This window comes from Microbacterium shaanxiense, from assembly GCF_054779995.1.
This window is the reverse complement of sequence record NZ_BAAGXE010000001.1, coordinates 688,730-710,877: the sequence shown is the minus strand read 5'-3', so window position 1 is coordinate 710,877 and position 22,148 is coordinate 688,730. Positions and strand designations below refer to the sequence as shown.

17 protein-coding genes are annotated in these 22,148 nt (G+C 67.9%); 4 read left to right on the top strand and 13 right to left on the bottom strand.

Annotated elements, in window-relative coordinates; translation table 11 throughout:
* Positions 1 to 15 precede the first annotated feature (15 nt).
* Both ACYVG2_RS03260 and ACYVG2_RS03255 read left to right on the top strand, forming a co-directional pair.
* Positions 16 to 2,127, top strand: a complete 2,112-nt coding sequence (locus ACYVG2_RS03260) for a S9 family peptidase (RefSeq protein WP_460779656.1) — start codon at positions 16 to 18, stop codon at positions 2,125 to 2,127.
* A gap of 39 nt (positions 2,128 to 2,166) precedes the next feature.
* The gene (locus ACYVG2_RS03255; protein WP_460779655.1) at positions 2,167 to 3,279 is read left to right on the top strand and encodes an acyltransferase family protein; all 1,113 of its coding nucleotides are present in this window, start codon (positions 2,167 to 2,169) and stop codon (positions 3,277 to 3,279) included.
* Positions 3,280 to 3,319: 40 nt separating this feature from the next.
* On the opposite strand, the gene ACYVG2_RS03250 is transcribed toward ACYVG2_RS03255, so the two are convergent.
* From ACYVG2_RS03250 to truB, 8 genes are all read right to left on the bottom strand, one after another.
* On the bottom strand, positions 3,320 to 4,813 hold the full coding sequence (locus ACYVG2_RS03250) for a glycosyltransferase (protein WP_460779653.1): 1,494 nt from the start codon (positions 4,811 to 4,813) through the stop codon (positions 3,320 to 3,322).
* A gap of 73 nt (positions 4,814 to 4,886) precedes the next feature.
* Positions 4,887 to 5,915 (bottom strand): 6-phosphofructokinase, encoded by a 1,029-nt coding sequence (locus tag ACYVG2_RS03245; protein ID WP_448965324.1) that lies wholly within the window; start codon positions 5,913 to 5,915, stop codon positions 4,887 to 4,889.
* Between the two features lie 213 nt (positions 5,916 to 6,128).
* Complete coding sequence (locus ACYVG2_RS03240) at positions 6,129 to 8,264, bottom strand: DEAD/DEAH box helicase (protein WP_460779652.1); 2,136 nt, start codon at positions 8,262 to 8,264, stop codon at positions 6,129 to 6,131.
* Between the two features lie 149 nt (positions 8,265 to 8,413).
* On the bottom strand, positions 8,414 to 8,785 hold the full coding sequence (locus ACYVG2_RS03235; RefSeq protein WP_448965322.1) for a hypothetical protein: 372 nt from the start codon (positions 8,783 to 8,785) through the stop codon (positions 8,414 to 8,416).
* 45 nt (positions 8,786 to 8,830) lie between these two features.
* Positions 8,831 to 9,787: a bifunctional riboflavin kinase/FAD synthetase gene (locus ACYVG2_RS03230; RefSeq protein ID WP_460779651.1), complete on the bottom strand. Its 957-nt coding sequence runs from the start codon at positions 9,785 to 9,787 to the stop codon at positions 8,831 to 8,833.
* The gene (locus ACYVG2_RS03225) at positions 9,784 to 10,194 is read right to left on the bottom strand and encodes a hypothetical protein (protein ID WP_460779931.1); all 411 of its coding nucleotides are present in this window, start codon (positions 10,192 to 10,194) and stop codon (positions 9,784 to 9,786) included. The genes ACYVG2_RS03230 and ACYVG2_RS03225 overlap by 4 nt, the downstream gene beginning before the upstream one ends.
* A 73-nt stretch (positions 10,195 to 10,267) precedes the next feature.
* Entirely contained in the window at positions 10,268 to 10,636 is a 369-nt protein-coding gene (locus tag ACYVG2_RS03220; RefSeq protein WP_460779650.1) for a hypothetical protein, read from the bottom strand.
* Entirely contained in the window at positions 10,633 to 11,526 is an 894-nt protein-coding gene (gene truB, locus ACYVG2_RS03215; protein WP_460779649.1) for a tRNA pseudouridine(55) synthase TruB, read from the bottom strand. The genes ACYVG2_RS03220 and truB overlap by 4 nt, the downstream gene beginning before the upstream one ends.
* Before the next feature lie 70 nt (positions 11,527 to 11,596).
* On the opposite strand from truB, the gene ACYVG2_RS03210 reads away from it, so the two are divergent.
* Positions 11,597 to 12,496, top strand: a complete 900-nt coding sequence (locus ACYVG2_RS03210) for an HhH-GPD family protein (RefSeq protein ID WP_460779648.1) — start codon at positions 11,597 to 11,599, stop codon at positions 12,494 to 12,496.
* 11 nt (positions 12,497 to 12,507) lie between these two features.
* Here ACYVG2_RS03210 and rbfA read toward each other — a convergent pair whose 3' ends face one another.
* The 5 genes from rbfA to ACYVG2_RS03185 all read right to left on the bottom strand — a co-directional run bounded on the left by rbfA (position 12,508) and on the right by ACYVG2_RS03185 (position 19,313).
* The gene (gene rbfA / locus ACYVG2_RS03205; protein WP_448965317.1) at positions 12,508 to 12,942 is read right to left on the bottom strand and encodes a 30S ribosome-binding factor RbfA; all 435 of its coding nucleotides are present in this window, start codon (positions 12,940 to 12,942) and stop codon (positions 12,508 to 12,510) included.
* A gap of 62 nt (positions 12,943 to 13,004) precedes the next feature.
* Positions 13,005 to 15,755 carry a translation initiation factor IF-2 gene (gene infB, locus ACYVG2_RS03200; RefSeq protein ID WP_460779647.1) on the bottom strand — a complete coding sequence of 917 codons (2,751 nt, stop codon included), beginning with the start codon at positions 15,753 to 15,755 and terminating at the stop codon, positions 13,005 to 13,007.
* A gap of 59 nt (positions 15,756 to 15,814) precedes the next feature.
* Complete coding sequence (locus ACYVG2_RS03195; RefSeq protein WP_448965315.1) at positions 15,815 to 16,087, bottom strand: YlxR family protein; 273 nt, start codon at positions 16,085 to 16,087, stop codon at positions 15,815 to 15,817.
* A gap of 40 nt (positions 16,088 to 16,127) precedes the next feature.
* Positions 16,128 to 17,111, bottom strand: a complete 984-nt coding sequence (gene nusA / locus ACYVG2_RS03190; protein WP_448965314.1) for a transcription termination factor NusA — start codon at positions 17,109 to 17,111, stop codon at positions 16,128 to 16,130.
* Positions 17,112 to 17,258: 147 nt separating this feature from the next.
* Positions 17,259 to 19,313: a PhoX family protein gene (locus ACYVG2_RS03185; RefSeq protein WP_460779646.1), complete on the bottom strand. Its 2,055-nt coding sequence runs from the start codon at positions 19,311 to 19,313 to the stop codon at positions 17,259 to 17,261.
* 269 nt (positions 19,314 to 19,582) lie between these two features.
* Here ACYVG2_RS03185 and ACYVG2_RS03180 point away from each other — a divergent pair, with 269 nt between their 5' ends.
* Positions 19,583 to 22,144: a LamG-like jellyroll fold domain-containing protein gene (locus ACYVG2_RS03180; RefSeq protein WP_460779644.1), complete on the top strand. Its 2,562-nt coding sequence runs from the start codon at positions 19,583 to 19,585 to the stop codon at positions 22,142 to 22,144.
* Positions 22,145 to 22,148: the final 4 nt, after the last annotated feature.

The following is a 22,148-nucleotide window of genomic DNA, read 5'->3' as shown; positions in this document are numbered from 1 at the left end:
AGCTAGCGTGGAACGGTGACCAACGCCCCCATCGCAGCCCGCCGCACCCACACCCGCACACATCACGGAGACACCTTCGAGGACCCGTACGAGTGGCTCAGAGAGAAGGATTCCGCCGAGGTCATCGGACATCTCGAGGCGGAGAACGCGTACACCGACAGCAGGACCGGACATCTCGAAGGTCTGCGCGAGACGCTGTTCCAGGAAATCAAGGGACGCGTGCAGGAGACGGATCTTTCGGTCCCGACGCGCAAGGGCGACTGGTGGTATTACAGCCGCAGCGAGGAGGGCTCGCAGTACGGCATCCAATGCCGCGCAGCGGCGGCGAAGGACGACTGGACTCCCCCGGTACTCGAGCCCGGCGTCCCCGTCCCCGGCGAGCAGATCCTCCTCGACGGCAATGTCGAGGCGGAGGGCCACGAGTTCTTCTCGCTCGGCTCCTTCGACACGTCGGACGATGCGACCAGGATGCTGTGGGCGCCGGACTACGAGGGCGACGAGCTGTACACGATCAAGGTCCGCGATCTGGTCAGCGGCGAGAACCTCGATGACGAGATCCCGAAGACCGGCGGCGGCTTCTTCACTCCGGACGGCACGGGCATCATCTACACGACCCGCGACGACGCCTGGCGTCCGGACACGCTGTGGCTGCACGTGATCGGCACGCCCGTCGAGGACGACGTGAAACTCTTCCACGAGAGCGATGAGCGCTTCTGGCTCGGCGCGGGGATCACGCGCAGCCGGCGCTACCTCGTGATCGGCGTCGGCTCCAGCATCACGAGCGAGGAGTACCTCGTCGACCTCGAGGGCGAGATCACGGCAGAGCCGCGACTCGTGTGGCCGCGCACCGAGGGCGTGGAGTACTCGCTCGAGCACGCCGTGATCGACGGACAGGATCGGCTGCTGATCCTGCACAATCAGGACGCCGTCGATTTCGAACTCGTCTCCGTCGCGGCGGACGATCCGCTGGGCGCACGCCGTGTCGTCATGGCGCATGAGGCGGGGCGCCGCATTCTCGGAGTCGACTGCTTCCGCGACCACGCCGTCGTCGGCTACCGCAGCGAGGGACTCGAACGGATCGGGCTGCTGGGCTACGCGGATGACACCGTCGACGAACTCGGCTTCGACGAGCCGCTGTTCTCCGCGTGGCCGTCGGGCAACCCGGAATGGCACTCCCCCTTCCTCCGCCTCGGCTACACGTCCTTCGTCACCCCGAGCACGGTGTACGACCTGGATCTGGTCACTCGTGAGCTCGTACTGCGCAAGCGCCAGCCGGTGCTCGGAGGTTACTCGGCCGACGAGTACGGCCAGGAGCGGGCGTGGGCGACAGCGGACGACGGCACACAGGTGCCGATCTCACTGGTCTGGAAGAAGTCGTTCGGTGCGCCGGGAGAAGGAGTTCGCCCCGTCCACCTGTACGGATACGGATCGTACGAGCACTCGATCGATCCCGGGTTCTCGGTCGCCAGGCTCTCCGAGCTCGATCGCGGCGTGATCTTCGCGGTCGCGCATGTGCGCGGTGGCGGTGAGATGGGTCGTACCTGGTACGACGACGGCAAGCTGATGAACAAGCGCAACACATTCACCGACTTCGTGGCGTGCGCCGAGCATCTCATCACCGGCGGTGTGACGACCCCCGAGCGGCTCGTCGCGGAGGGCGGAAGCGCCGGCGGTCTGCTGATGGGCGCGGTCGCGAATCTGGCGCCGACACGGTTCGCGGGGATCCTCGCATCCGTGCCGTTCGTCGACGCGCTCACCAGCATCCTCGACCCCTCGCTGCCGCTCACCGTCATCGAGTGGGACGAGTGGGGCGATCCGCTGCACGACGCGGACGTCTACGCATACATGAAGTCGTACACGCCCTACGAGAACGTGCAGGACGGCGTCGCCTACCCGCGCATCCTGGCGATGACATCGCTCAACGACACCCGTGTGCTGTACGTGGAGCCGGCCAAGTGGGTCGCACGGCTTCGCGAGGCCGGCGCCGAAGACGTGCTGCTCAAATGCGAGATGGCAGCAGGACACGGCGGCGTGAGCGGTCGGTACAACGCATGGAAGGAGCGGGCTTTCGAGCTCGCCTGGATGCTGGACACCCTCGGTCTCGCCGGCAGCGCATCCACCGACTGATCAGGCCGCTCGCAGATCCGGCGCCTAGCATGGCGCGGGATGTCCGACAGCTCAACCAGGATCACAGGTCTCGACGGACTGAGAGGACTCGCTTCTCTCGCCGTCGTGCTCTACCACCTCTCGCTCATCGCACGCCCTGAGATGAGCGAGACGGGGTGGGCGTGGCTGACACAGAGTCCGCTCAAGCTGCTGTTCCCTGGTACGGAGGCGGTTCTCGTCTTCTTCGCACTGTCCGGTCTCGTCGTCGCACTGCCTGCTCTGCGCACGGGTTTCACGTGGGCCCGCTACTACCCGTCACGCCTGCTCCGGCTGTATCTCCCGGTGGTCGGAGCCTTGATCCTCGCGACCGTGCTGATCGTCGCGATCCCTCGGGACGCCTCTGCCATGCCCGAGGGTTCCTGGCTGCGAGACGCACAGGCGACCTCGGTCTCACCCGGTTCCTTTCTGGCGGAAGCATCTCTGCTTCCGGCGTCGTACGACATCGACAACGTGCTGTGGTCGCTGCGATGGGAGCTCTTCTTCTCACTTCTGCTCCCGGTGTTCGTGTGGCTCGCGATCCGTTTCCGCCGTGCGAGCGCGTACCTCGCCGTGCTGGCCGCAGTCGCCACCGTCGCCGGGCGGGTGCTCGACATCGACGCGCTCGTGTACTTCCCGGTGTTCCTGCTCGGAACCGTCATCGCCGTCAATCTCGACGGCATCCGCGGGTTCTCGCAGCGCCTGCACGCCAGGTCGCTCTGGCCGATCCTCGCCGCGGTGGCCGCGGTGCTGCTCATCGCCAGCTGGCTGGTACGACCGGTCGTCGGCGCCTACCCGGCGCCCGTCGAGGACGTGATCTGGGGACTCGCCGGGGTGGGCGCGGCGCTCATCGTGCTGCTCGCGATCGTGTGGCCGTTCCTGCGCCGTGCGTGCGAGCGTCCGACGGCACTGTGGCTGGGCAGGATCTCGTTCAGCCTCTACCTCGTGCACGCACCCGTCCTCGGGACATTGGGCTACCTGCTCGGCGCCGACCGATGGTGGCTGGTGTGCCTCATCGGGCTGCCGCTGTCGCTCGGCGTCTCTGCACTGTTCTACCGGTGGGTGGAGCGTCCGTCGCACACGCTGGCGCGCCGAGTGGGAAGCCGCATCGCCGGGCGACGGAGCCCCACCGCATGACCACGGTGACCGCCGCGCGAATGCTGCCTGATCGGCCCCGTCAGCGCCCTGTCATCCACTGGATCCGCCTGCGTACGACTCCTGCGCGTCGCCGCACGCGCACGCGCAGCGGCTGCTCGCGCGCGGAGGCGATCCGCTTCGCGTCGAACGCCGCGCGCAGTTCCCGCGCCCACTGACGGGTCACCGCCGCCTCGGAGAACTCCGCGGCTCGCGCCATCGCCCGCCTCCTCATGCCCTCGAGACGGGCTGCCGGCATCGACTGGAGTTCGAGGATCCGCTCCGTCATCTTCGCCACGTCGCCCTCGGGGACGAGGAATCCGTCGACGCCGTCGTGGATCATGTCCGCCGGGCCGTATCGGATGTCGTACGCGATGGGGATGCAGCCCGCGGCCATGCTCTCAATCAGTACGAGCGGCAGCCCCTCCGAGGTGGAGGTCAGAAGACTGAATCCCGCGGTCTGGAAGGCCGCACGCGCGTCGGGGTCGAATCCTCGGAACCGGACGTGCTCCTCGACTCCGCGCTTCTCGACATGTGCGCGGATCTCACGCTCCCGCGGCCCGTCGCCGTAGAGATCGAGGCTGATCCGCTGATCGACCGCGTGCGCGCGCGTCACGGCATCCACTGCATGCTTCAGGCGCTTGCGGGTGTCCAAGGAGGCGACGACGACACCGGAGGCGTCGGAACGAGGGCGTCCGGACGCCTCGAGGAGATCCACCTCGTTCGGGATCGCGCGGATCCTGGCTCTGACGTCGATGGCAGCGAGATCCTCCTCGAGGTCCGACCGCTGCCTCTCCGTCAGGACGACGATGTCGTCGAACTCCTCCGCCCGCCGCAGAACGGCTGCGCGCGAAGCCCGCAACGTCCCCGCTCGTCCGCGCAGCCGGTGAGACGCGTGCACGATGTGGACGGTCGTCACGTTCTCCCTCCGATAGCCGGCGACGCACGGGGCAGCGGTCTTCGAATCGACCAGCAGGTAACTGGTCTTCCCCGCCGTCAACCGATCGAACCACCATCGGTACAGACTCCACTTCGATCTCCACGACCGGATCGGAGTACCGTCCTCCGCGTACACAACGATGTGCCGCGTGTCGGTTCCCGTGCGCTCGGTGGCGAGCAGGGTTCCGTCACGACGGAACCGATCCACCGCGACCGGGCCGCCGTCCGCCTGAGAGCGCTGCCGGGCGATGACCACACCGTCGCACTCGGACACCACATCGTCTTCGGCAGGCGTGAGCGGCTCGACCGGGTCAGCCGCCGTGCCCTTCGCCCTCGGCGGCCGACGGCGAAGATCGTCCCAGAGGTTGCGGATCCGCATCCCCTCGATCAGTTCGCCGGCCGCGCGCAGTCGTGAATCCAGCAGGTGATAGTCGGCGCGATCATCGAGCGTGAGGATGTCGACGTCGACGCCGCCCAGCCGCTTGAAGGACCGCGAGCGTCGCAGCATGGCATTGGTCATGCCGCCGTAGTGATCGCTGATCCCCCAGGTCAGGGCGAAGTGCCTGCCGTGGGGAAGACGTGAATCTGCGCGCATCATCGAAGCGACGATAGGCGGTCAGCATTCACCTCGCCTGTGGGTGCGCTGTGCGCTCGCTGAGCGCGTGCGATGTTCAGCCGAAGAGCGCAGCGGCCTCGTCGTAGCGATAGCGCGGCACGGTGTTGAGCTCGCCGAGAGCCTCCTCGAACGGCACCCGAACGATGTCCGTTCCCTTCATGGCGACCATCTTGCCCCAGGCTCCCTCCATGATCGCGTCTGCGGCGTGCAGGCCGAGGCGCGTGGCGAGCACGCGGTCGAATCCGGAGGGCGAACCGCCTCGCTGGATGTGGCCCAGGATCGTCGCGCGGGTCTCGATGCCGGTGATCCGCTCGATCGCGGGAGCGAGCTGATCGCCGATGCCACCGAGCCGCGGGCGATTGAAGGCGTCCAGACCCTTGTCGCTGAACGCCTCGTCCATGCCTTCGAGCTTGAAGCCCTCCGAGACCACGACGAGGGGCGCACGACCACGATCGTGAGCGCTCGTGACCAGCTCGGCGATCTCGTCGATCGACATCGGCACCTCGGGGATGCAGATCACGTGGGCACCGGCCGCCATGCCGGCGTGCAACGCGATCCACCCCACGTGACGGCCCATGACCTCGGCGACCATGCAGCGCTGGTGCGAGTCTCCGGTGGTGCGAAGCCGATCCATCGCGTCCGTCGCGATGTTCACCGCGGTGTCGAAACCGAACGAGTAGTCGGTCGCTCGAAGGTCGTTGTCGATGGTCTTCGGCACGCCCAGTACGTTGAGGCCGTCCTTCGACAACCGGTCAGCGGCTGCGAGGGTTCCCTCGCCGCCGATGGCGACGATGCCGTCGATCTTGTGCCCGTAGAGCGTCTTGGCGATGTTGTCGGCACCACCGCGCTCCCCCTCGTAGGGGTTCGTGCGGCTGGTGCCCAGGATCGTGCCGCCGACTTTGGAGAGTCCCTTGACCTCGTGACGGGTGAGCGGCATGAAATCACCCTCGACGACGCCTCGCCATCCGTCGCGGATACCGACGAACTCGAGGTCGTACGAGGTCGTGCCCTTGAGCACGATGCCGCGGATGACCGCGTTGAGGCCGGGGCAGTCGCCGCCGCTGGTGAGGATGCCGATCTTCATGCTGATGCCTTCGGACGTTTCGGGAGGGGGACGGGCGACGCTGCCTGCTCTCGACCCTAGTGGGCATCACCGGCCGACGCCATTCAGCGGCCGCGAAAAACGATGATCTTGCGCCGCGATATGCGGCGAACGACCGATCTTCCGCAGATGCCGCGTCGAAAACCGTGAATCACCGTCAAGAAGCGCGATTCTTTAGCGATCGTGACGGCCCCCTCAGGCGTCGAGAGCCTGTCGCAGCAGATGCATGAGCGCGGAGAGCTGGACCGACTCGCTGGCCGACGCCTCCACGGTCTCACCGTCGAGAGCACGGGCTGCGAGGCCCTGCTTCTGATCGATGAGCTCGGCGATCTTCGTGTCGATCGTGTGAGCGGCGATGATCCGCCATGCGGTCACCGGCTCGTCCTGCCCGATGCGGTGGACGCGGTCGATGGCCTGCGTCTGCTCGGCTGCCGTCCAGCTCAGCTCCGCGAGGACGACGTTGGACGCCGCCTGCAGGTTCAGCCCGACGCCGGCGGCTGTCAGGGAACAGACCGCGATCCCGACGCTCTCGTCGCCGTTGAAGTCGTCGATCGCCTGCTGGCGCGCAGGCGTCGTCTGGTCGCCCCGGATCGACACGTAACGGATGCCGGATGCCCTGAAGTGGGCTTCGGCCTGGTCCATGACGTCGATGTGCTTGGCGAAGAAGACGACCTTGCCCACCGAGCGCTGCAGCTGAGCGGCGTAGTCCGCCGCGAGCTGAGCCTTGGCCTGACCGATCTTGCGCACCATGGTGAAGACGTTGTCTCCGCCGGTTCCCGCCGCCTTCGACTCCTCCAGCTCGTTGTGGGCGACGAGACGGACGATGTCCTCGTCGATCTCGCCGGGCTCGAGGCCGCGATCGCCGCGTGCTTGAACGATGCGGCGGTACTTGGCTGCGAGCCGCTCCCCCAGCTCGCGCTCGGCCTGGCGGATGCCGCGACCGAACTCGTCGTCCAACTGCACGGGCAGGTCGGCGATGAGCTTGTCCGGCAGGTCGGCCGCGACGTCCTTCTTCTTGCGACGGACGATGCCCATCGAGATCACGGCGTCGCGCGCCTCAGCGTAGAAGGCCTTGTCCGCCGGGGTGAGTCCGGTGTCGTCCAGCTTGCGCATGAGCTCGACACCCGGCTTGTCGCCGGTGGTCCAGCCCAGGAAGCGCCAGATCGCGTCGAAGTCCTCGACGTCGTTGATCAGCGGTGTACCCGTGAGCGCCATCATGAGCGGATCGCGCGTGCGCTCGCGTATCCGCGACGCCAGCGCGAGCACGTTCTGCGAGCGCTGGGACGAGAGGTTCTTGATGAAGTGCGCCTCGTCGACGACCATGCCCTTGAGGCCGATCGAGCCGAGCCACGACAGGTGCCTGTCCAGGATCTCGTAGTTGACGATGAAGACGTCGGCGAACGCGTCGACATCCGTGCCATCGCCTTGGATGACGGTGGCGCGGCGCTGCGGCGTCCACCGCTCGACCTCGCGGGCCCAGTTCATCTTCACGACGTTCGGGACGACCACGAGAAGCGGGTACGCGTCGGCGATGGATGCGGCGAGGACGGACTGGGCCGTCTTGCCGAGGCCCGGTTCGTCTGCGAGCAGGAAGCTGCGGTGGCCGTGACGCACGGATTCCAGGAACCGCGACTGGTGCACCATGACCTCGAGGCCCTTGGGCGAGACGTGATCGTACTCCGGCGTCGGAGGGAGCTCCATGGTCGCCGACGATCCGCCTGCACCCGTCTCGAACGCCTTGTACAGCGGACCCATGAGTTCCCAGTCGTCCAGCCTGCGCCGAGGCGCTGTCGGCTGGCGAGGGGTCAGATCCGGCGCGAGGAACGGGTTGGCGAGCTGCCTGGACTCCACGGCGGGCGGGATCACCTGGCGATCGGCCAGCGCGGCGGGCACGACCGGAGCCTGCACGGGCGCGATGTCGGTGATGATGAGCTCTTCCGGTGCGAGCTCGGCACCGGACTCGAGCAGCCAGTCGCGGCGCATGCGCTTCGCGACGGGGCTCGTGGCCGAGTCGGCCTCGAGCAGCTGGATGAGGGAGGTGTCCCGTGCAGCGGTCTTCGCCAGTATCGTCGCTACGCCGTCGAGTCGCTTGAGCAGCTCGGCCCGAGCAGAATCGGTGAAGGCCGCGTCCGTCTTGACCCTGGCGCGCTCCTCGCGCACGAGGAAGGCGATCACCTGGAACTTCACGCGGTTCGTGGGTCCCAGCTTGCCGCGCTGCGCCTTGGCCTCGATCTCTCGGACCTTGCGCGCGAGGATGGGGATCAGCGGGGCCTCGTCATCACGACGCGACGTCTTCTTTCGCCGCGTAGCGGCGGTTGCCGTAGTCGGCATGCTCCTCCTGAGCGTGAGTACCGGATCGCCATGACAGGCGGTCCGTGCCGTCCGCGTGTGGCGCCAGCCAGGACGGTGCGAACGTTGTGCGGTCATCCTCGTGGCGCCGTTGTGGCGCTCCGCGGAAGAAGACCTGCCGTTAGTTTACGTCATCGCGGGGCGATCTCCGCCTGCACGCGCCCGTTCCTCGCAGTGCGGCGCATCACCAGCGCCGCCGCCGAGACCACGACGACGAACACGACCGACAGGACAGTGAACGCGAACCAGTTCGAATCGAGCGCCAGCACGGCTCCGGCGGAGACGACCGTGATGCCCGCGGCGGCGAGTTTGCCACCGAACTTCAGCCCGTGAGCTGGTCCGAACGCCGACGCCGTCGTCCCACGGGCCAGCAGCATGTCGGCGAAGGCGTCCAGCGCCGCCAGCAGCGCCGCGGCGTACGCCATGGCGCACCCCAGCGCTCCCCACAGGTTGGGCGCCTTCGGCGCATCCGCGACGGCGAGCACGATCTCCCAAGGACTCACGGCGCAAGCGTAGCGCTGACGAGGTCCGAGCGGAATGCTTTTCGTCTACGTGCGCACTTCGCCTGTCAGCAGGACGCGCGCCGCCACCACATCGGCCGCCATCTGCGCCATGAGCGCCTCGATGCCTTCGAAAGCCACCATGCCCCGCAACCGTTCGGTGAACTCCACCGTGACATCGTGCCCGTACAGATCGAGCGCGTCGTGGTCGAGCACGTGCGCCTCGACCTGACGCACCAGCACGTCGTCGAAGGTCGGGTTCGTCCCGACGGAGACTGCCGCCGGGTATCGGGTCCTCGTGTCGTGATCCACGAGCCAGCCCGCGTACACGCCGTCGGCGGGGACGAGCGCGTCGACGATCTCGGACAGGTTCGCGGTCGGGAAGCCGAGCTCGCGTCCGCGCTTGAGCCCGTGGACGACCTCGCCGCGGACGTCGACCGGACGACCGAGCACGTCCCCTGCTGTGCGCACGTCGCCCTCGGCCAGCAGTTCGCGGATCCAGCTGGACGAGACCCGGCGCTCCGAGTCGTCCAGATACACGTCATCGACGACGTCGACCGTGAACCCGTACGTCGGCCCGAGCTCTGCCAGCAGCTCAGGAGTACCCGCTCCCCCGCGGCCGAAACGGAAGTCGCGACCGACGAGCACGGTCGACACGTGCAGCGCGGCGACCAGGAACTCCTCGACGAACTGCTCCGGAGTACGAGATGCAAGGGCGCGATCGAACGTCAGCAGCAGGGTCGCATCGAGACCGAGCTCGCCGAGGAGCGCGAGCTTGCGTTCCACCGACACGACGTTCTCAGGGCAGATCTCCGGACGCAGCAGCGCCAGCGGATTGCGATCGAAGGTCACGGCTACCGCGCGTGCACCGGATGCCGCGGCATCCGCCTTCAGGCGCTCGATGACCGCACGGTGTCCGGCGTGGACGCCGTCGAACTTGCCGATCGCGACAGCCGAAGGCCCGAAGTCAGCTGGGACCTCGCTCGGATCGCGGAAGACGATCACGCCTTCGCCTCCACCGTGAGCGCCGCGTCGACGGGACGGTGCGTGCGCAGCCACCAGATGCCGAACACGGGCAGCACCAGCGGAATGAACAGATATCCGCGCCCGAAGACCGACCAGACCGAATCGTGCTGGAACAGCTCTGGCACGGCGAGGCTCAGGACGCCCACGACGACGACTCCGACCAGTTCGAAGAGGATGGCGACCCACGCGACCGTGTACCAGCCACGACGGCCGGCGAGCACCAGCGCCAGAGTGGCGAGGATGTACACGACGGCGGCGATCGCCGAGAGCGAGTAGGCGAGCGGCGCCTCATCGAACTTCCGCACGATCTGCACGAAGCTGCGACCCGTGGCCGCCAGAGCCATCACGGCGTAGACGATGACGAGGACACGGCCGATGCCGGTCATCCGATTGCGGGTTGCGGTGATGCTCATAGCATCCTCCATCCTAAGCGCGCGAGCCGCGCTCGAGCGCCGCGCATCAACCGATCTGGATGGTCCAGATCACCTGCATCCGCCACAGCATGATCGCCACGGCCAGCGCGACGACGCCGAGGATCACCGTGCTCCAGCGGCTGCGCTCCAGCAGTGCCCAGATCACGCCCCCGATCGGCAGGAGAGCGGCGGAGACGAGGTAGACCCAGAACTCCAGCAGATCGCCCGACGGCGGGTTCCCTGCGAACGGCGCGATGATCGCCATGATGATCTGCACGACGAGAAGCACTTCGACGAGCGCGAGCGCCCCCACCGAGAGATCGCTCGGGCGCCGCCGGGCGAGCCCGGCGATGATGCAGAAGAGGCCGGCCGCGACGGCGACGACGATCTGGAGGGTCGTGAACCAGAGGATCATCGTGCACTCTCCGGCATGTTCATCACACTCTTGAGATCCCCGCCGCGTTTCTCGACGATCCCGACGAGCGCACCGTCGGGATCGATGGCCGCAGCGAGCACGTCGTCGAGCCTCGAGGCCTGATCCTTGAGTCGCTTGCCGTGCCGAAGGTCGCGCGCATCGTCCTCAGTGACCGCGAGGGGCTGCAGGATCGACGCCGCGGCGTCGGCCGGAGTCAGCGTCGTCGCGCCCGCAAGCGAATCCAGCCCGACCGCGTCGTCGACGTCGAACGGACCGATCCTCGTGCGACGGAGCACGGTCAGATGCCCCCCGACGCCGAGAGCCTCGCCGAGATCGCGTGCGAGCGCACGGATGTAGGTGCCCGAGGAGCAGTCCACGACCACGTCGAGTTCGATGACGCCTGTGCTGCGACGCTCCTCGATGACATCGAACCGCGACACGGTGACCTGTCTCGCCTTGAGTTCGACCTGTTCACCTGCGCGGACGAGATCATAGGCGCGACGACCGTCGACCTTGATGGCGGAGACGGCGCTCGGCACCTGGGATATCTCGCCCGTGAGCTCGGTGATCGCCGCCCTGATCTGCTCGCCCGTGACCGCGGCCACATCGGCCGCATCGGCTGTGCGCGTGATCTCGCCCTCTGCGTCATCCGTCCCGGTCGTCTGACCGAGCCGGATCGTCGATGTGTACGTCTTGTCCGCGCCGACCACGTAGGTGAGCAGCCGTGTCGCGCCTTCTATCCCGATCACCAGCAGGCCCGTCGCCATCGGATCGAGCGTTCCCGCATGCCCGACCTTGCGGGTGCCGAACGCCTTCCGCGTCCGTGCGACCACGTCATGGCTGGTCAGCCCGCCTGGTTTGTCAACGAGAAGAATGCCGGGTGCGACCATCCCCCCAGCCTACCGACGACCACGAGCGCGCCGGAGCGCTGCCACAGGGCATTCCGCATAGGCTGGCGAGGTGCCTGCGACCCCGACCCCCTCCTCGCACCTGCCCCCGCTGCTCGCGGACTGGTATCTCGCTGAGGCCAGGGACCTTCCGTGGCGTCAGCCGGAGTTCCATGAGCGGTTCGGCGCATGGGGCACGCTGGTCAGCGAGTTCATGCTGCAGCAGACGCCCGTGACCAGGGTCATCCCTCATCTGGAGGCGTGGCTCGCCCGTTGGCCCACACCGACCGCGATGTCGGCGGCGACGCCCGCGGAAGTCGTGCTCCAATGGGCGAATCTGGGATATCCGCGCAGGGCACTGTGGCTGCACCGCGCCGCGATCGAGATCACCGAACGTCACGCCGGTGAAGTGCCGCGCGATGTGGACGCACTTCTCGCGCTGTCAGGGATCGGCGACTACACCGCCAGGGCCGTGGCGGTGTTCGCGTTCGGTGACCGGCATCCTGTCGTCGACACCAACACGCGCCGCGTCATCGCCCGCGCGATCGAAGGACGATCCCAGCCCGGGCCGGCCGCACGTCGGGACCTTGTCGTGATGGGGGCGCTGCTTCCCGAATCGGATGAGGAATCCGCCGTCTTCAACGCCGCCATGATGGAGCTCGGCGCCACCGTGTGCACGTCGCGGACGCCGAGATGCGGCCGCTGCCCGATAGCGGGCGACTGCGTGTGGGCCTCATCCGGATTTCCCGACACCGGGGACGAGCGCCGCAGACAGGCCAGGTATGAGGGCTCCGACCGGCAGGCCCGCGGTGCAGTGCTGAAGGCGCTGCGCGACGCGGCCGCCGGTGAGCTGCCGCTCGATGCGGTCATCCACGACTGGGCGGATGCCGTGCAGCGCGATCGTGCGATCGATTCCCTCATCGCGGACGGACTCGCCGAGGCGTCGGAGCACCTGCTCCGACTCCCCCGCTGATCAGCCGCGGATCACTGCTGCTGGTCGTCCTCTTCGGAGCGCACGTAGGGATCCGCATCGCCGGCGTGCGTGGCGGACGAGGCGAGCCTGGCCACTTCGGCGTCACGCTCCTGCGCCTGACGGAGCAACGCGGTGATGTTGTCGGCGTTCTCGGGGAGCGCGTCGGGGATGAACTCCAGGGTCGGCACCAGGCGGGTGCTGAGCTGCTTGCCCACCTCGCTGCGCAGCATCCCCGTCGCCGACGCGAGTGCGGCAGCGCTCGAGGCCCGCTCTTCATCGGTGCCGAGCACCGTGTAAAAGGCCGATGCGTGCTGCAGATCACCGGAGACGCGGACGTCGGTGATGGTGACGAAGCCGAGCCGCGGGTCGCGCAGACCCCGCTCGAGGCGCTCCGCCAGGATGACGCGGATGCGATCCGCCAGACGTGCCTGTCGTTCTCCAGCCATTTCCTTCTTCTTCCGTGTGACGAATGAGGGGCGCCCTCGGGCGCCCCTCATGAGTGATGCGATCAGCCGCGAGGCTTCTCGACCATCTCCGTTGTCTCGATCTCGTCGCCGATCTGGATGTCGTTGAACTTGCCGAGACCGATACCGGCCTCGAAGTCCGTACGTACCTCGGTGACGTCGTCCTTGAAGCGGCGCAGCGACTCGATGGCGAGGCCATCGGCGAGCACGACACCGTCGCGGATGATGCGGGCCTTGGCGTTGCGCGTGATCGTTCCCGATCGCACGATGACACCGGCGATGTTGCCGAACTTGGAGGAGCGGAACACCTCGCGGATCTCGGCGACACCGGACTGGATCTCTTCGAACTCCGGCTTGAGCATGCCCTTGAGGGAGCTCTCGATCTCGTCGATCGCGGAGTAGATGACCGAGTAGAACCGGACATCCACGCCCTCACGAGCCGCGGCCTCACGGGCCTTGGGGTCGGGGCGGACGTTGAAGCCCACGATGATCGCGTTGTCGATCGTCGCCAGGTTCACATCCGACTCCGTGACAGCACCCACACCGCGGTGGATGATGCGCAGCTGGACCGTGTCGTCGACCTCGATCTTGAGCAGCGATTCCTCCAGCGCCTCGACGGCACCGGATACGTCGCCCTTGATGATGAGGTTGAGCGTCTCGACCTTGCCTTCTTCGAGCGCACGGGTGAAGTCCTCGAGCGAGATGCGCTTGCGGGCCTTGGCCAACAGGGCGTTGCGCTCGACCGCTTCACGCTTCTCAGCGATCTGGCGGGCCATGCGGTCTTCCTCGGTGACGATGAACACGTCACCGGCGCGCGGCACGGAGTTCAGACCCTGCACCTGCACCGGACGCGACGGAGCCGCCTCTTCGACGGCCTCGCTGTTCTCGTCGAGCATCGCACGGACACGGCCGTATGCGGTGCCCGCGACGATCGAGTCGCCGACGCGCAGCGTTCCGGACTGGATGAGGACGGTCGCGATCGAACCACGGCCCTTGTCGAGCTTCGCCTCGATGGCGACACCACGTGCGGACTTGTTCGGGTTCGCGGTCAGGTCGAGGCCGGCGTCGGCCGCGAGCAGCACGGCGTCCAGGAGTTCCTGGATACCCGTGCCGGCACGTGCCGAGACGTCGACGAACATGACATCTCCGCCGTACTCCTCGGCGACGAGACCGTACTCGGTCAGCTGCTGACGAACCTTCGCCGGGTTGGCGTCGGGCTTGTCGACCTTGTTGACCGCGACCACGATCGGGACCTCGGCCGCCTGGGCGTGGTTGAGCGCCTCGACCGTCTGCGGCATGATGCCGTCGTCGGCCGCGACCACCAGGATCGCGAGGTCGGTGACCTGCGCACCACGGGCACGCATGGCGGTGAACGCCTCGTGACCCGGGGTGTCGATGAAGGTGATCGCGCGCTCGTGGCCCTCGTGCTCGGTCCAGACCTGGTAGGCACCGATGTGCTGGGTGATGCCTCCGGCCTCACCCTCGATGACGTTGGTCTTGCGGATCGCGTCGAGGAGGCGCGTCTTACCGTGGTCGACGTGACCCATGACCGTGACGACCGGCGGGCGGATCTCGAGGTCGTCCTCGCTCTCCTCCTCCAGCTCCTTGGCCAGGTCGAGGCCGAAGCCCTCGAGGAGCTCCTTGTCCTCGTCCTCGGGCGAGACCATCTGGATCTTGTAGCCGAGCTCCTCGCCGAGGACCTCGAAGGTCGCCTCGTCCAGCGACTCGGTGGCCGTGGCCATCTCGCCGAGGTTGAAGAGGATCGTGACAAGGGTTCCGGGCTGCACGGTGTAACCGGTCAGCGTCTCGATCTTGTCCGCGAAGTCGGCGATGGACGCGCCGCGGCGCATGCGGATGATCTCTCCGTTGCCGCGGGTGACGTTGACGCCACCGACGACCGGAGCCGACCGCATCTCGAATTCCTGCCGCTTCGCCCTACGCGACTTGCGCTGCTTGGACTTGCCGCCTCCCTTGCCGAAGGCACCTGCGGTTCCACCACCGGGTCCACGGCCGCGGCCGCCGCCGCCACCGGGGCGACCTGCGAAGCCGCCACCCGGACGAGCGCCGGGACCGCCGCCTGGCGCACCACCGGCACCGCCGGGACGGCCGGGGCCGCCGGAACGCTGCTGGAACGGTGCACCACCGGGACGACCGGGACCGCCGGAGCGGGGAGCGCCGGGACGGGGCGAGCCAGGACGCGGTGCGCCAGGGCGGGGTGCCCCGGGGCGGGGAGCCTGCGGACGCGGGATGTTCCCCGGCGTCGGGCGCTGGCCCATGCCCTGAGCGGATGCGAAGGGGTTGTTGCCCGGACGGGGTCCGGTGGGGCGCTGCCCCATGCCCTGAGCGGACGAGAAGGGGTTGTTGCCCGGACGCGGGGCGCCGGGCTTCGGTGCTCCCTTGTCATCGGACGGTGCGGCGGCGGCAGGCGCCTCCGCAGCAGGCGTCTCGGCAGCCGGAGCGGGCGCAGCGGCGACCGGTGCTTCGGCGGGCGCGGGCGCAGGTTCGGGTGCCGGCTTCGGGCCGGGCTTGGGTCCGGGGGTCGGTGCCTTCGGACCGGGCTTGGCCGCACCGGGCTTCGCTGCAGCGGGCTTCGCTGCAGCAGGCTTCTCCTCCGCCTTGGGCGCCGCGGCGCCGTCGGCCTCGATGGCCGCACGGAGCTTGCGAGCCACGGGGGGCTCGATGGTCGACGAAGGGCTCTTGACGAACTCGCCGAGCTCCTTCAGCTTTGCGAGTGCGAACTTGCTGTCGACGCCGAGCTCAGCGGCGATCTCGTGTACGCGTGGTTTGGCAGCCACAATTCTCCTGTCTGGGTCGGTCCACCCAGGCAGGGCAGACCACTAGTTGCGGACGGGTCTCATTTCGAGCCGTTCACTTTGTTTCCATAGCCATTCAGCCGTTTCTCGATGGTCTGCGTGTCCAGTGGTTCGGACACACGGAGGGCTCGTGCGAAAGCGCGGCGCCGCAGAGCGGCTTCCATGCATTCCCGCGTCGGATGGAGCCAGGCGCCCCTCCCCGTCATCGCGGCGCGCTCATCGATGATGAGGACGCCGTCGGTGACCACCACCCTGAGAAGAGCGGATCGGGAAGCACGCACGCGACAACCGACGCATGTTCGTACAGGTTCCATCTTACACCGCGCCGTCGGGTCCCGATTCCGCGACCCGGCCTCAGTCCAGGATGCTGTCGGGCTGGATATCGATCTTCGCACCGGTCAGCTTGGCTGCGAGTCGGGCGTTCTGGCCCTCCTTGCCGATGGCGAGAGAAAGCTGGTAGTCGGGTACGAGAGCGCGCACGGCCTTGGTGTTCGCATCGAGCACGAAGGCGCTCGTGACCTTCGCCGGCGAGAGCGCGTGGGCGACGAAGGTGGCGAGGTCGACGTCGTGATCGACGATGTCGATCTTCTCCCCCGCGAGCTCCTCCGTGACGGCGCGGACGCGGCGCCCGAGTTCTCCGATGCAGGCGCCCTTGGCGTTGATCGACGGATCGTCCGATCTGACGGCGATCTTGGTGCGGTGGCCGGCTTCGCGCGCGAGCGAGACGATCTCGACGAGCCCAGCGGCGATCTCCGGCACCTCGAGTGCGAACAGCTTGCGCACGAGGCCGGGGTGGGTGCGCGAGACCGTGATCTGCGGCCCCTTGAGACCCTTCGCGACCGCCGTGACGTAGACGCGCAGGCGTGAGCCGTGCGCGTAGTCCTCACCGGGGACCTGCTCCTCCGGAGGCAGGATCGCCTCGACGCTGCCGAGGTCGACGTGGATCATGCGCGGGTTCGGCCCCTGCTGGATGACGCCGGCGACGATGTCGCCTTCCTTGCCCTTGAACTCACCGAGGACGGCTTCGTCCGCGATGTCGCGCAGGCGCTGGCTGATGACCTGCTTGGCGGCGAACGCGCCGATGCGACCGAAGTCGTCAGGGGTGGCGTCCTCTTCACCGATGATCGCGCCGTCGTCGTCCTTGACCGGCTGCAGCACGGCGACGTGCCCGGTCTTGCGGTCGAGTTCGACCCGAACCCCTTCAGGGATGGCGCCCTCTTCCGAGACGTGCTTGCCGTATGCCGTCAGAACGGCCTGCTCGATGATCGCGACGAGCTCGTCGAAGGGAATCGCCTTCTCCTTCTCGATCCCGCGCAGCAGCCCCAATTCGATGTCCATAACGGCCTCCCTATTCAGCTCTCGTCGCGCAGGTTCGCACGCGCGACATCCGTACAACGATACCCCGTGTACGCCGTCGCGTGACACTCTCGCATGCACGCGAGAGGCGATCGCCGGGAGTTCCCGGCGATCGCCTCTCGTCTCAGATCACGCGCGGTACGACTGGATCACGGCCGGTCGCGGCGCGTTCGGCGCATCGCCGGGCGCGCTCGAGCCGTAGTCGGGGAACAGCGAGTTCGGAGCCTCGAAAGTGCCGTCCTCACCCGGGTGCTGCACGGCGACGAAGACCAGCCCCTCCTTGTCGTGGATGACGGGTCCGCAGGTCTCGGCGTCACGCGGCACCGCGAGGAACTGCTGAACGTGCCCGCGCTCGGATCCGGTGAGCGGCACCTTGAACAGGCCGTCTGCGCGTCCGATCGTGCTCGGGGCGCCGTCGGTCGAGATCCACAGGTTGCCCTCCGAGTCGAAGGCGACGTTGTCCGGGCAGGAGATCGGCGACACGAGCTCCTTCGGGAAGCCCGCGAAGTAGGCGTTGTCGAAGGTGGCGGGGTCACCGCACAGCAGCAGGATGCTCCAGCCGAACGTCGTACCCGACTGACCTGCGGTCTCGGTGAGCTCGATGACGTGACCGTACCGGTTGCCGGTGACCGGGTTCGCTTCGTCGAGGGCCGTGCGGCCGGAGTTGTTCGTGAGAGCCACGTACACCTTTCCGGTGAGCGGGTTCGGCTCGACGTCCTCCGGTCGGTCCATCTTCGTCGCACCGACCGCGTCCGCGGCGAGGCGGGTGTACACCAGCACCTGCTCGGTGGTGAATCCGGGAACCGCGCTCTTGCCGCCCTGCGTCAGCGGCACCCAGACGCCTGTGCCGTCGAACGCACCGTCGGCGGGAAGCGCGCCCGTGCCGACGATCTCGGCGGCCGGCGAGTTGCCGCGGAACGTCGCGACGTAGAGGTCGCCCTCGCTGAGCAGGTTCAGGTTCTTCTTCCGAGACCCCGAGATCCGGTTCTTCGACACGAACTTGTAGAGGTAGTCGCCTCGTTCGTCGTCGCCCATGTACGCGACGACGCGGCCGTCCTCCGCCACGTGCACGTTCGCGCCCTCATGCTTGAGGCGCCCCATGGCCGTGTGCTTGCGCGGAGTGGAGTTCGGGTCCTGCGGGTCGACCTCCACGATGTACCCGAAGCGGTTGGGTTCGTTGACGTAGTCGGGGTCGTGGGCGTCGAAGCGCGGGTCGTAGGCCTCCCACCCGGTCGACGTCGACGTCGTGCTCGAGTTTGAGTAGCGCTTCTGCTCCGCGGTGTCGGCCGCCCAGGCGAAGTAGCCGTTGAAGTTCTCCTCGCCCGACAGCACGGTCCCCCAGGGCGTCGTGCCGCCGGCGCAGTTGCCGAGGGTGCCGTGCACCCATCGGCCTTCGGGGTCCGCCGCGGTCTTGACGAGGTCCGACCCTGCGGCCGGCCCGGTGAGCTCGAACACCGTCTCGACCGTGATTCGGCGGTTGCGCCGACCGTCGACGACGTACGCCCACGGCTCTCCGACCTTTCGACGGGCGATGTCCACGACCGACATCCCCTGGGCGGCCTTGTAGATCTCGCCGCGACGCTGCAGTTCGGCCGCGTCGGTGGTGGTCGGGAACATGAGGTTCGGGTTGACGTACTCGTGGTTGTTCACGAGGACGCCGGTCTTGCCGCTCGGGTCGGGGATGATGTCGAGGTAGTCGCTGTTGTAACCGAACTGGCCGTGCTGCGCCTCGGCCGTCTGACCGAGGATGTCGAAGGCCGGCGTTCGCGAGAACAACGGGTCGCCCCATCGGATCAGCGGCTGCCACGTGTAGCCGTCCGGCACGGTGAAGGCGTCGATATCGGCAGGCACGGAGGCGATCGGTCCGAAGGAGAGCCCTGCGGTTCCCGGCTTGCCGGTGGAGACGCCGAGGCCCCCGACGCCCGCGGCACCAGGAGCGGACACCGGTGCCGCGCGGTCGACGCCGACGGCGATCGCGACGGCGGCGGCAGCGCCGAGGCCGAACAGCTGACGTCGGGAGAACACGGCCGAGGCGATCGAGCGGAAGTCCTGGTTCGCCGAGGTGTTGCATTCCGGCCCGAGGCACGCGTTCGCGCACTTCAGCTCACAGGTGACGGCTGAGCGCTTGCCGCGCACGTGGTCCGCCATCGGAAGCGGGCGGCGGATGTTTTCTGCAATGGTCATCGAGTCCTCCTCATCGGGGTGCTCAGGTCAGGATCGTCGGCTCATGTGACCGGAGTGTGAACGGCCGCTGAACCGTTGCGACCGCGAGCCCGGCATCCGGAGGTCTCCGCGTATCAGCACCGCGTTCGTCGCCAACGGGCCATACGACGTCGACGCAACGGCCACTTTTCGGCTACCCGCGCACACGAACGTGAGTCACCCGGGCGATCCCGGAGCAACCCGGCCGATCGCCACGTCCTCCCGTCCGTTCCTCCTCGAAGGATCCACTCTTGCGATCACCACGATCACTCCCTGTGTCCCCCGTCGCACTCGCGGCACGATGTACAGCCGGCGTCCTCGCCGTCGGTCTCACCACGAGTCTGCTCCTCGGGGCTGCCGCTCCCGCCTCAGCGCAGTCCACCCCCGCCTCAGCACCCGCCGCTGCCGACGAAGGCGCAGATCTGGCGTCGCGCTTCACATTCGCCGTCCTCCCGGACACGCAGTTCTACTCGAGGTACTCCGCCGAGCAGTTCCAGCCCCGGTACGGGACCGATCCCTTCGCCACTCAGACGCAGTGGATCGCGGACAACGCTGACACGCTGCACATCCCCTTCACCGCTCACGTCGGCGACGTCGTCGATCGCGCCACCGTGGAGGCGGAGTGGCAGGCCGCGGACGCCGCCATGAGGAACCTGGAGCAGGCCGGCGCGCCGTACTCGATCCTCACGGGCAATCACGACGTCCTCGACAGCAACGACGCGCTCGTCGACACCGACTACGACCTGGCCGCCGAGCCGTTCCTGAAGTGGTTCGGCACCGAGCGCGCCGCAGCCGATCCTACTTACCAGGGCAGCGACCCGACCGGCTTCAGCCGCTATCACATCTTCGAAGCGGAGGGCCAGGAGTTCATGGTGCTGACTCTCCCCTGGCGCGTATCGGACGCCACGCTCGCATGGGCCGATTCGGTGATGGCCGAGCACCCGACGGTGCCTGTGATCCTCACCAGCCACGAGGTGCTCAACGTCGAGGCGGACGGCGCGACCCCTCGCGAGACGGAGTACGGCCTGATGCTCTGGGACAAGCTCATCGCGGGCAATGACCAGATCTTCCTCACCTTCAACGGCCATTTTCACGGCGCCTCACGGCTGACGAAGATCAACGACTTCGGCCACGAGGTGCACGAGGTGCTGATCGACTACCAGATGGCGTACGAGGGCGGAAACGGCTATCTCGGCCTGCTCGAGTTCGATCTGACCAACGGACGGATCGAGGCTCAGACCGCGTCACCGTGGGTGGTGTCCAAGCCGCAGGAGACGCTCACCAGCTACGACCAGCCGTTCCTCGAGGGCACGCAGCAGCAGTACGGCATCGACATCGACTTCACGGAGCGCTTCGCCGGTTTCAACCCGGCCTTCGGTGAGGGCGCCACCCCTGACGAGCCGTCTCTGACGCAGCGGGCCAGAGACCTCCTGCTGGACGGCTTCGAGGGACCAGACCCGATCTCCACCGAGCTGCCCGGCGACGAGCGCGACTTCGTCGAAGCGGCCGGTACGGTCGCCCACTGGCGCTTCAACGGCCTGGACGGCGTGGTCGACGCCGATGCGGTGGTCGAAGACGTCGCGGGCGACAACGACCTGCGTCGAGTCGATCCCGCGTCGACCGACGCGGTCGGAGCCGAGTGGGGCGACGTCACCGTCGAGAGCGCCGATGTGCACGGCTTCTCGTCCGACGGTGCGGCCGTGTGCTTCGCGGACTCCTCCGCGACCCGCTACAGCTACCTGACGACTGCGGCGGACGCCGCCGTCAACGACGTCGATCTCTCCGACGGCTACACGATCGAGACGTTCGTGAAGCTCGACGCCGATTGGACCGCGTCGCAGAACGGCTGGTCCAAGGCGCTGGTGCGCAGCGGTAACCGCTCGTGGACGGAGATGCCGCCCAGCCAGTGGGACTACACGGCATCACCCACGGCCCTCGGCATCTCGAACCTGCGCGAGTTCCAGTACTCCAGCCTCTCCGCAGATGCTTCCAAGGGCGACCGAGTGAACTGGTCGGGTGAGATCATGACCGGGAGCTGGTCCCACGTCGCGATCGTGAACGACCCCGACACGCAGACCACGACGATGTACGTCGACGGTGCACCCGTGCTCCGCAACGCCGTCGACACCGTCGGGATGACGTGGAACGAGGGGATGCCATGGATCCTCGGCGCGGACTGGGTCGATGACGCCGCACGCAACGGCTGGCACGGGTGCATCGGCGAGACGCGCATCATCGACCGCCCGACGACACCTGCCGAATGGCTCACCCAGCGCGCTGATCTGACCGGGCTGCAGATCTCCTCGGCGCCGACAGGGACGCTGCCTGCCGGAACCGAGTCCGTCACCTTCGACGGCACCGGCCTGCCAGGGGCCGATGTGCGGATCGACACCACGGCGCCGGTGGCGCAGGACGCGGTCGCGACCGTCGCCGCGGCGCAGGCCGCACCGACCTCGAGCACCACGGTCGTGGACCAGGACGGCCGCTGGACGCTGACGCTCACCGGGCTCTCCGCCGGCTCCTACGACGCACAGCTCACGCAGTCACTCGGTGCACGCGCATCGGATCCTGTCGCGGTGCCGTTCTCCATCGCCGCAGCCGCAGAGCCGACTCCGTCTCCGAGCCCCACCGCACCGGGCGAGGACGGCGGATCGGGACCGGCTCCCGGAAGCGGCGGCGGCACAGCGGATGGTGAACTGCCTGCCACCGGCCTCGACCAGAGCGTCTGGATGACTCTGCTCGCGCTGGGCGGCGCGCTGCTCGCCGCCGGTGCTGCGATCGCCGTCCGCGCGCGTCGGCGCATGCGCGACTGACCGG

What these genes read in the sequence shown, in the direction of transcription:
- ACYVG2_RS03225 (WP_460779931.1), bottom strand. Translation starts at nt 10,194, where the DNA reads ATGACCGGCATCGGCCGTGTCCTCGTCATCGTCTACGCCGTGATGGCT.
- rbfA (WP_448965317.1), bottom strand. Translation starts at nt 12,942, where the DNA reads ATGGCTGGAGAACGACAGGCACGTCTGGCGGATCGCATCCGCGTCATC.
- ACYVG2_RS03240 (WP_460779652.1), bottom strand. Translation starts at nt 8,264, where the DNA reads ATGCCGACTACGGCAACCGCCGCTACGCGGCGAAAGAAGACGTCGCGT.
- ACYVG2_RS03250 (WP_460779653.1), bottom strand. Translation starts at nt 4,813, where the DNA reads ATGATGCGCGCAGATTCACGTCTTCCCCACGGCAGGCACTTCGCCCTG.
- ACYVG2_RS03195 (WP_448965315.1), bottom strand. Translation starts at nt 16,087, where the DNA reads ATGGAACCTGTACGAACATGCGTCGGTTGTCGCGTGCGTGCTTCCCGA.
- ACYVG2_RS03255 (WP_460779655.1), top strand. Translation starts at nt 2,167, where the DNA reads ATGTCCGACAGCTCAACCAGGATCACAGGTCTCGACGGACTGAGAGGA.
- ACYVG2_RS03185 (WP_460779646.1), bottom strand. Translation starts at nt 19,313, where the DNA reads ATGACCATTGCAGAAAACATCCGCCGCCCGCTTCCGATGGCGGACCAC.
- ACYVG2_RS03245 (WP_448965324.1), bottom strand. Translation starts at nt 5,915, where the DNA reads ATGAAGATCGGCATCCTCACCAGCGGCGGCGACTGCCCCGGCCTCAAC.
- ACYVG2_RS03220 (WP_460779650.1), bottom strand. Translation starts at nt 10,636, where the DNA reads ATGATCCTCTGGTTCACGACCCTCCAGATCGTCGTCGCCGTCGCGGCC.
- nusA (WP_448965314.1), bottom strand. Translation starts at nt 17,111, where the DNA reads ATGGACATCGAATTGGGGCTGCTGCGCGGGATCGAGAAGGAGAAGGCG.
- truB (WP_460779649.1), bottom strand. Translation starts at nt 11,526, where the DNA reads ATGGTCGCACCCGGCATTCTTCTCGTTGACAAACCAGGCGGGCTGACC.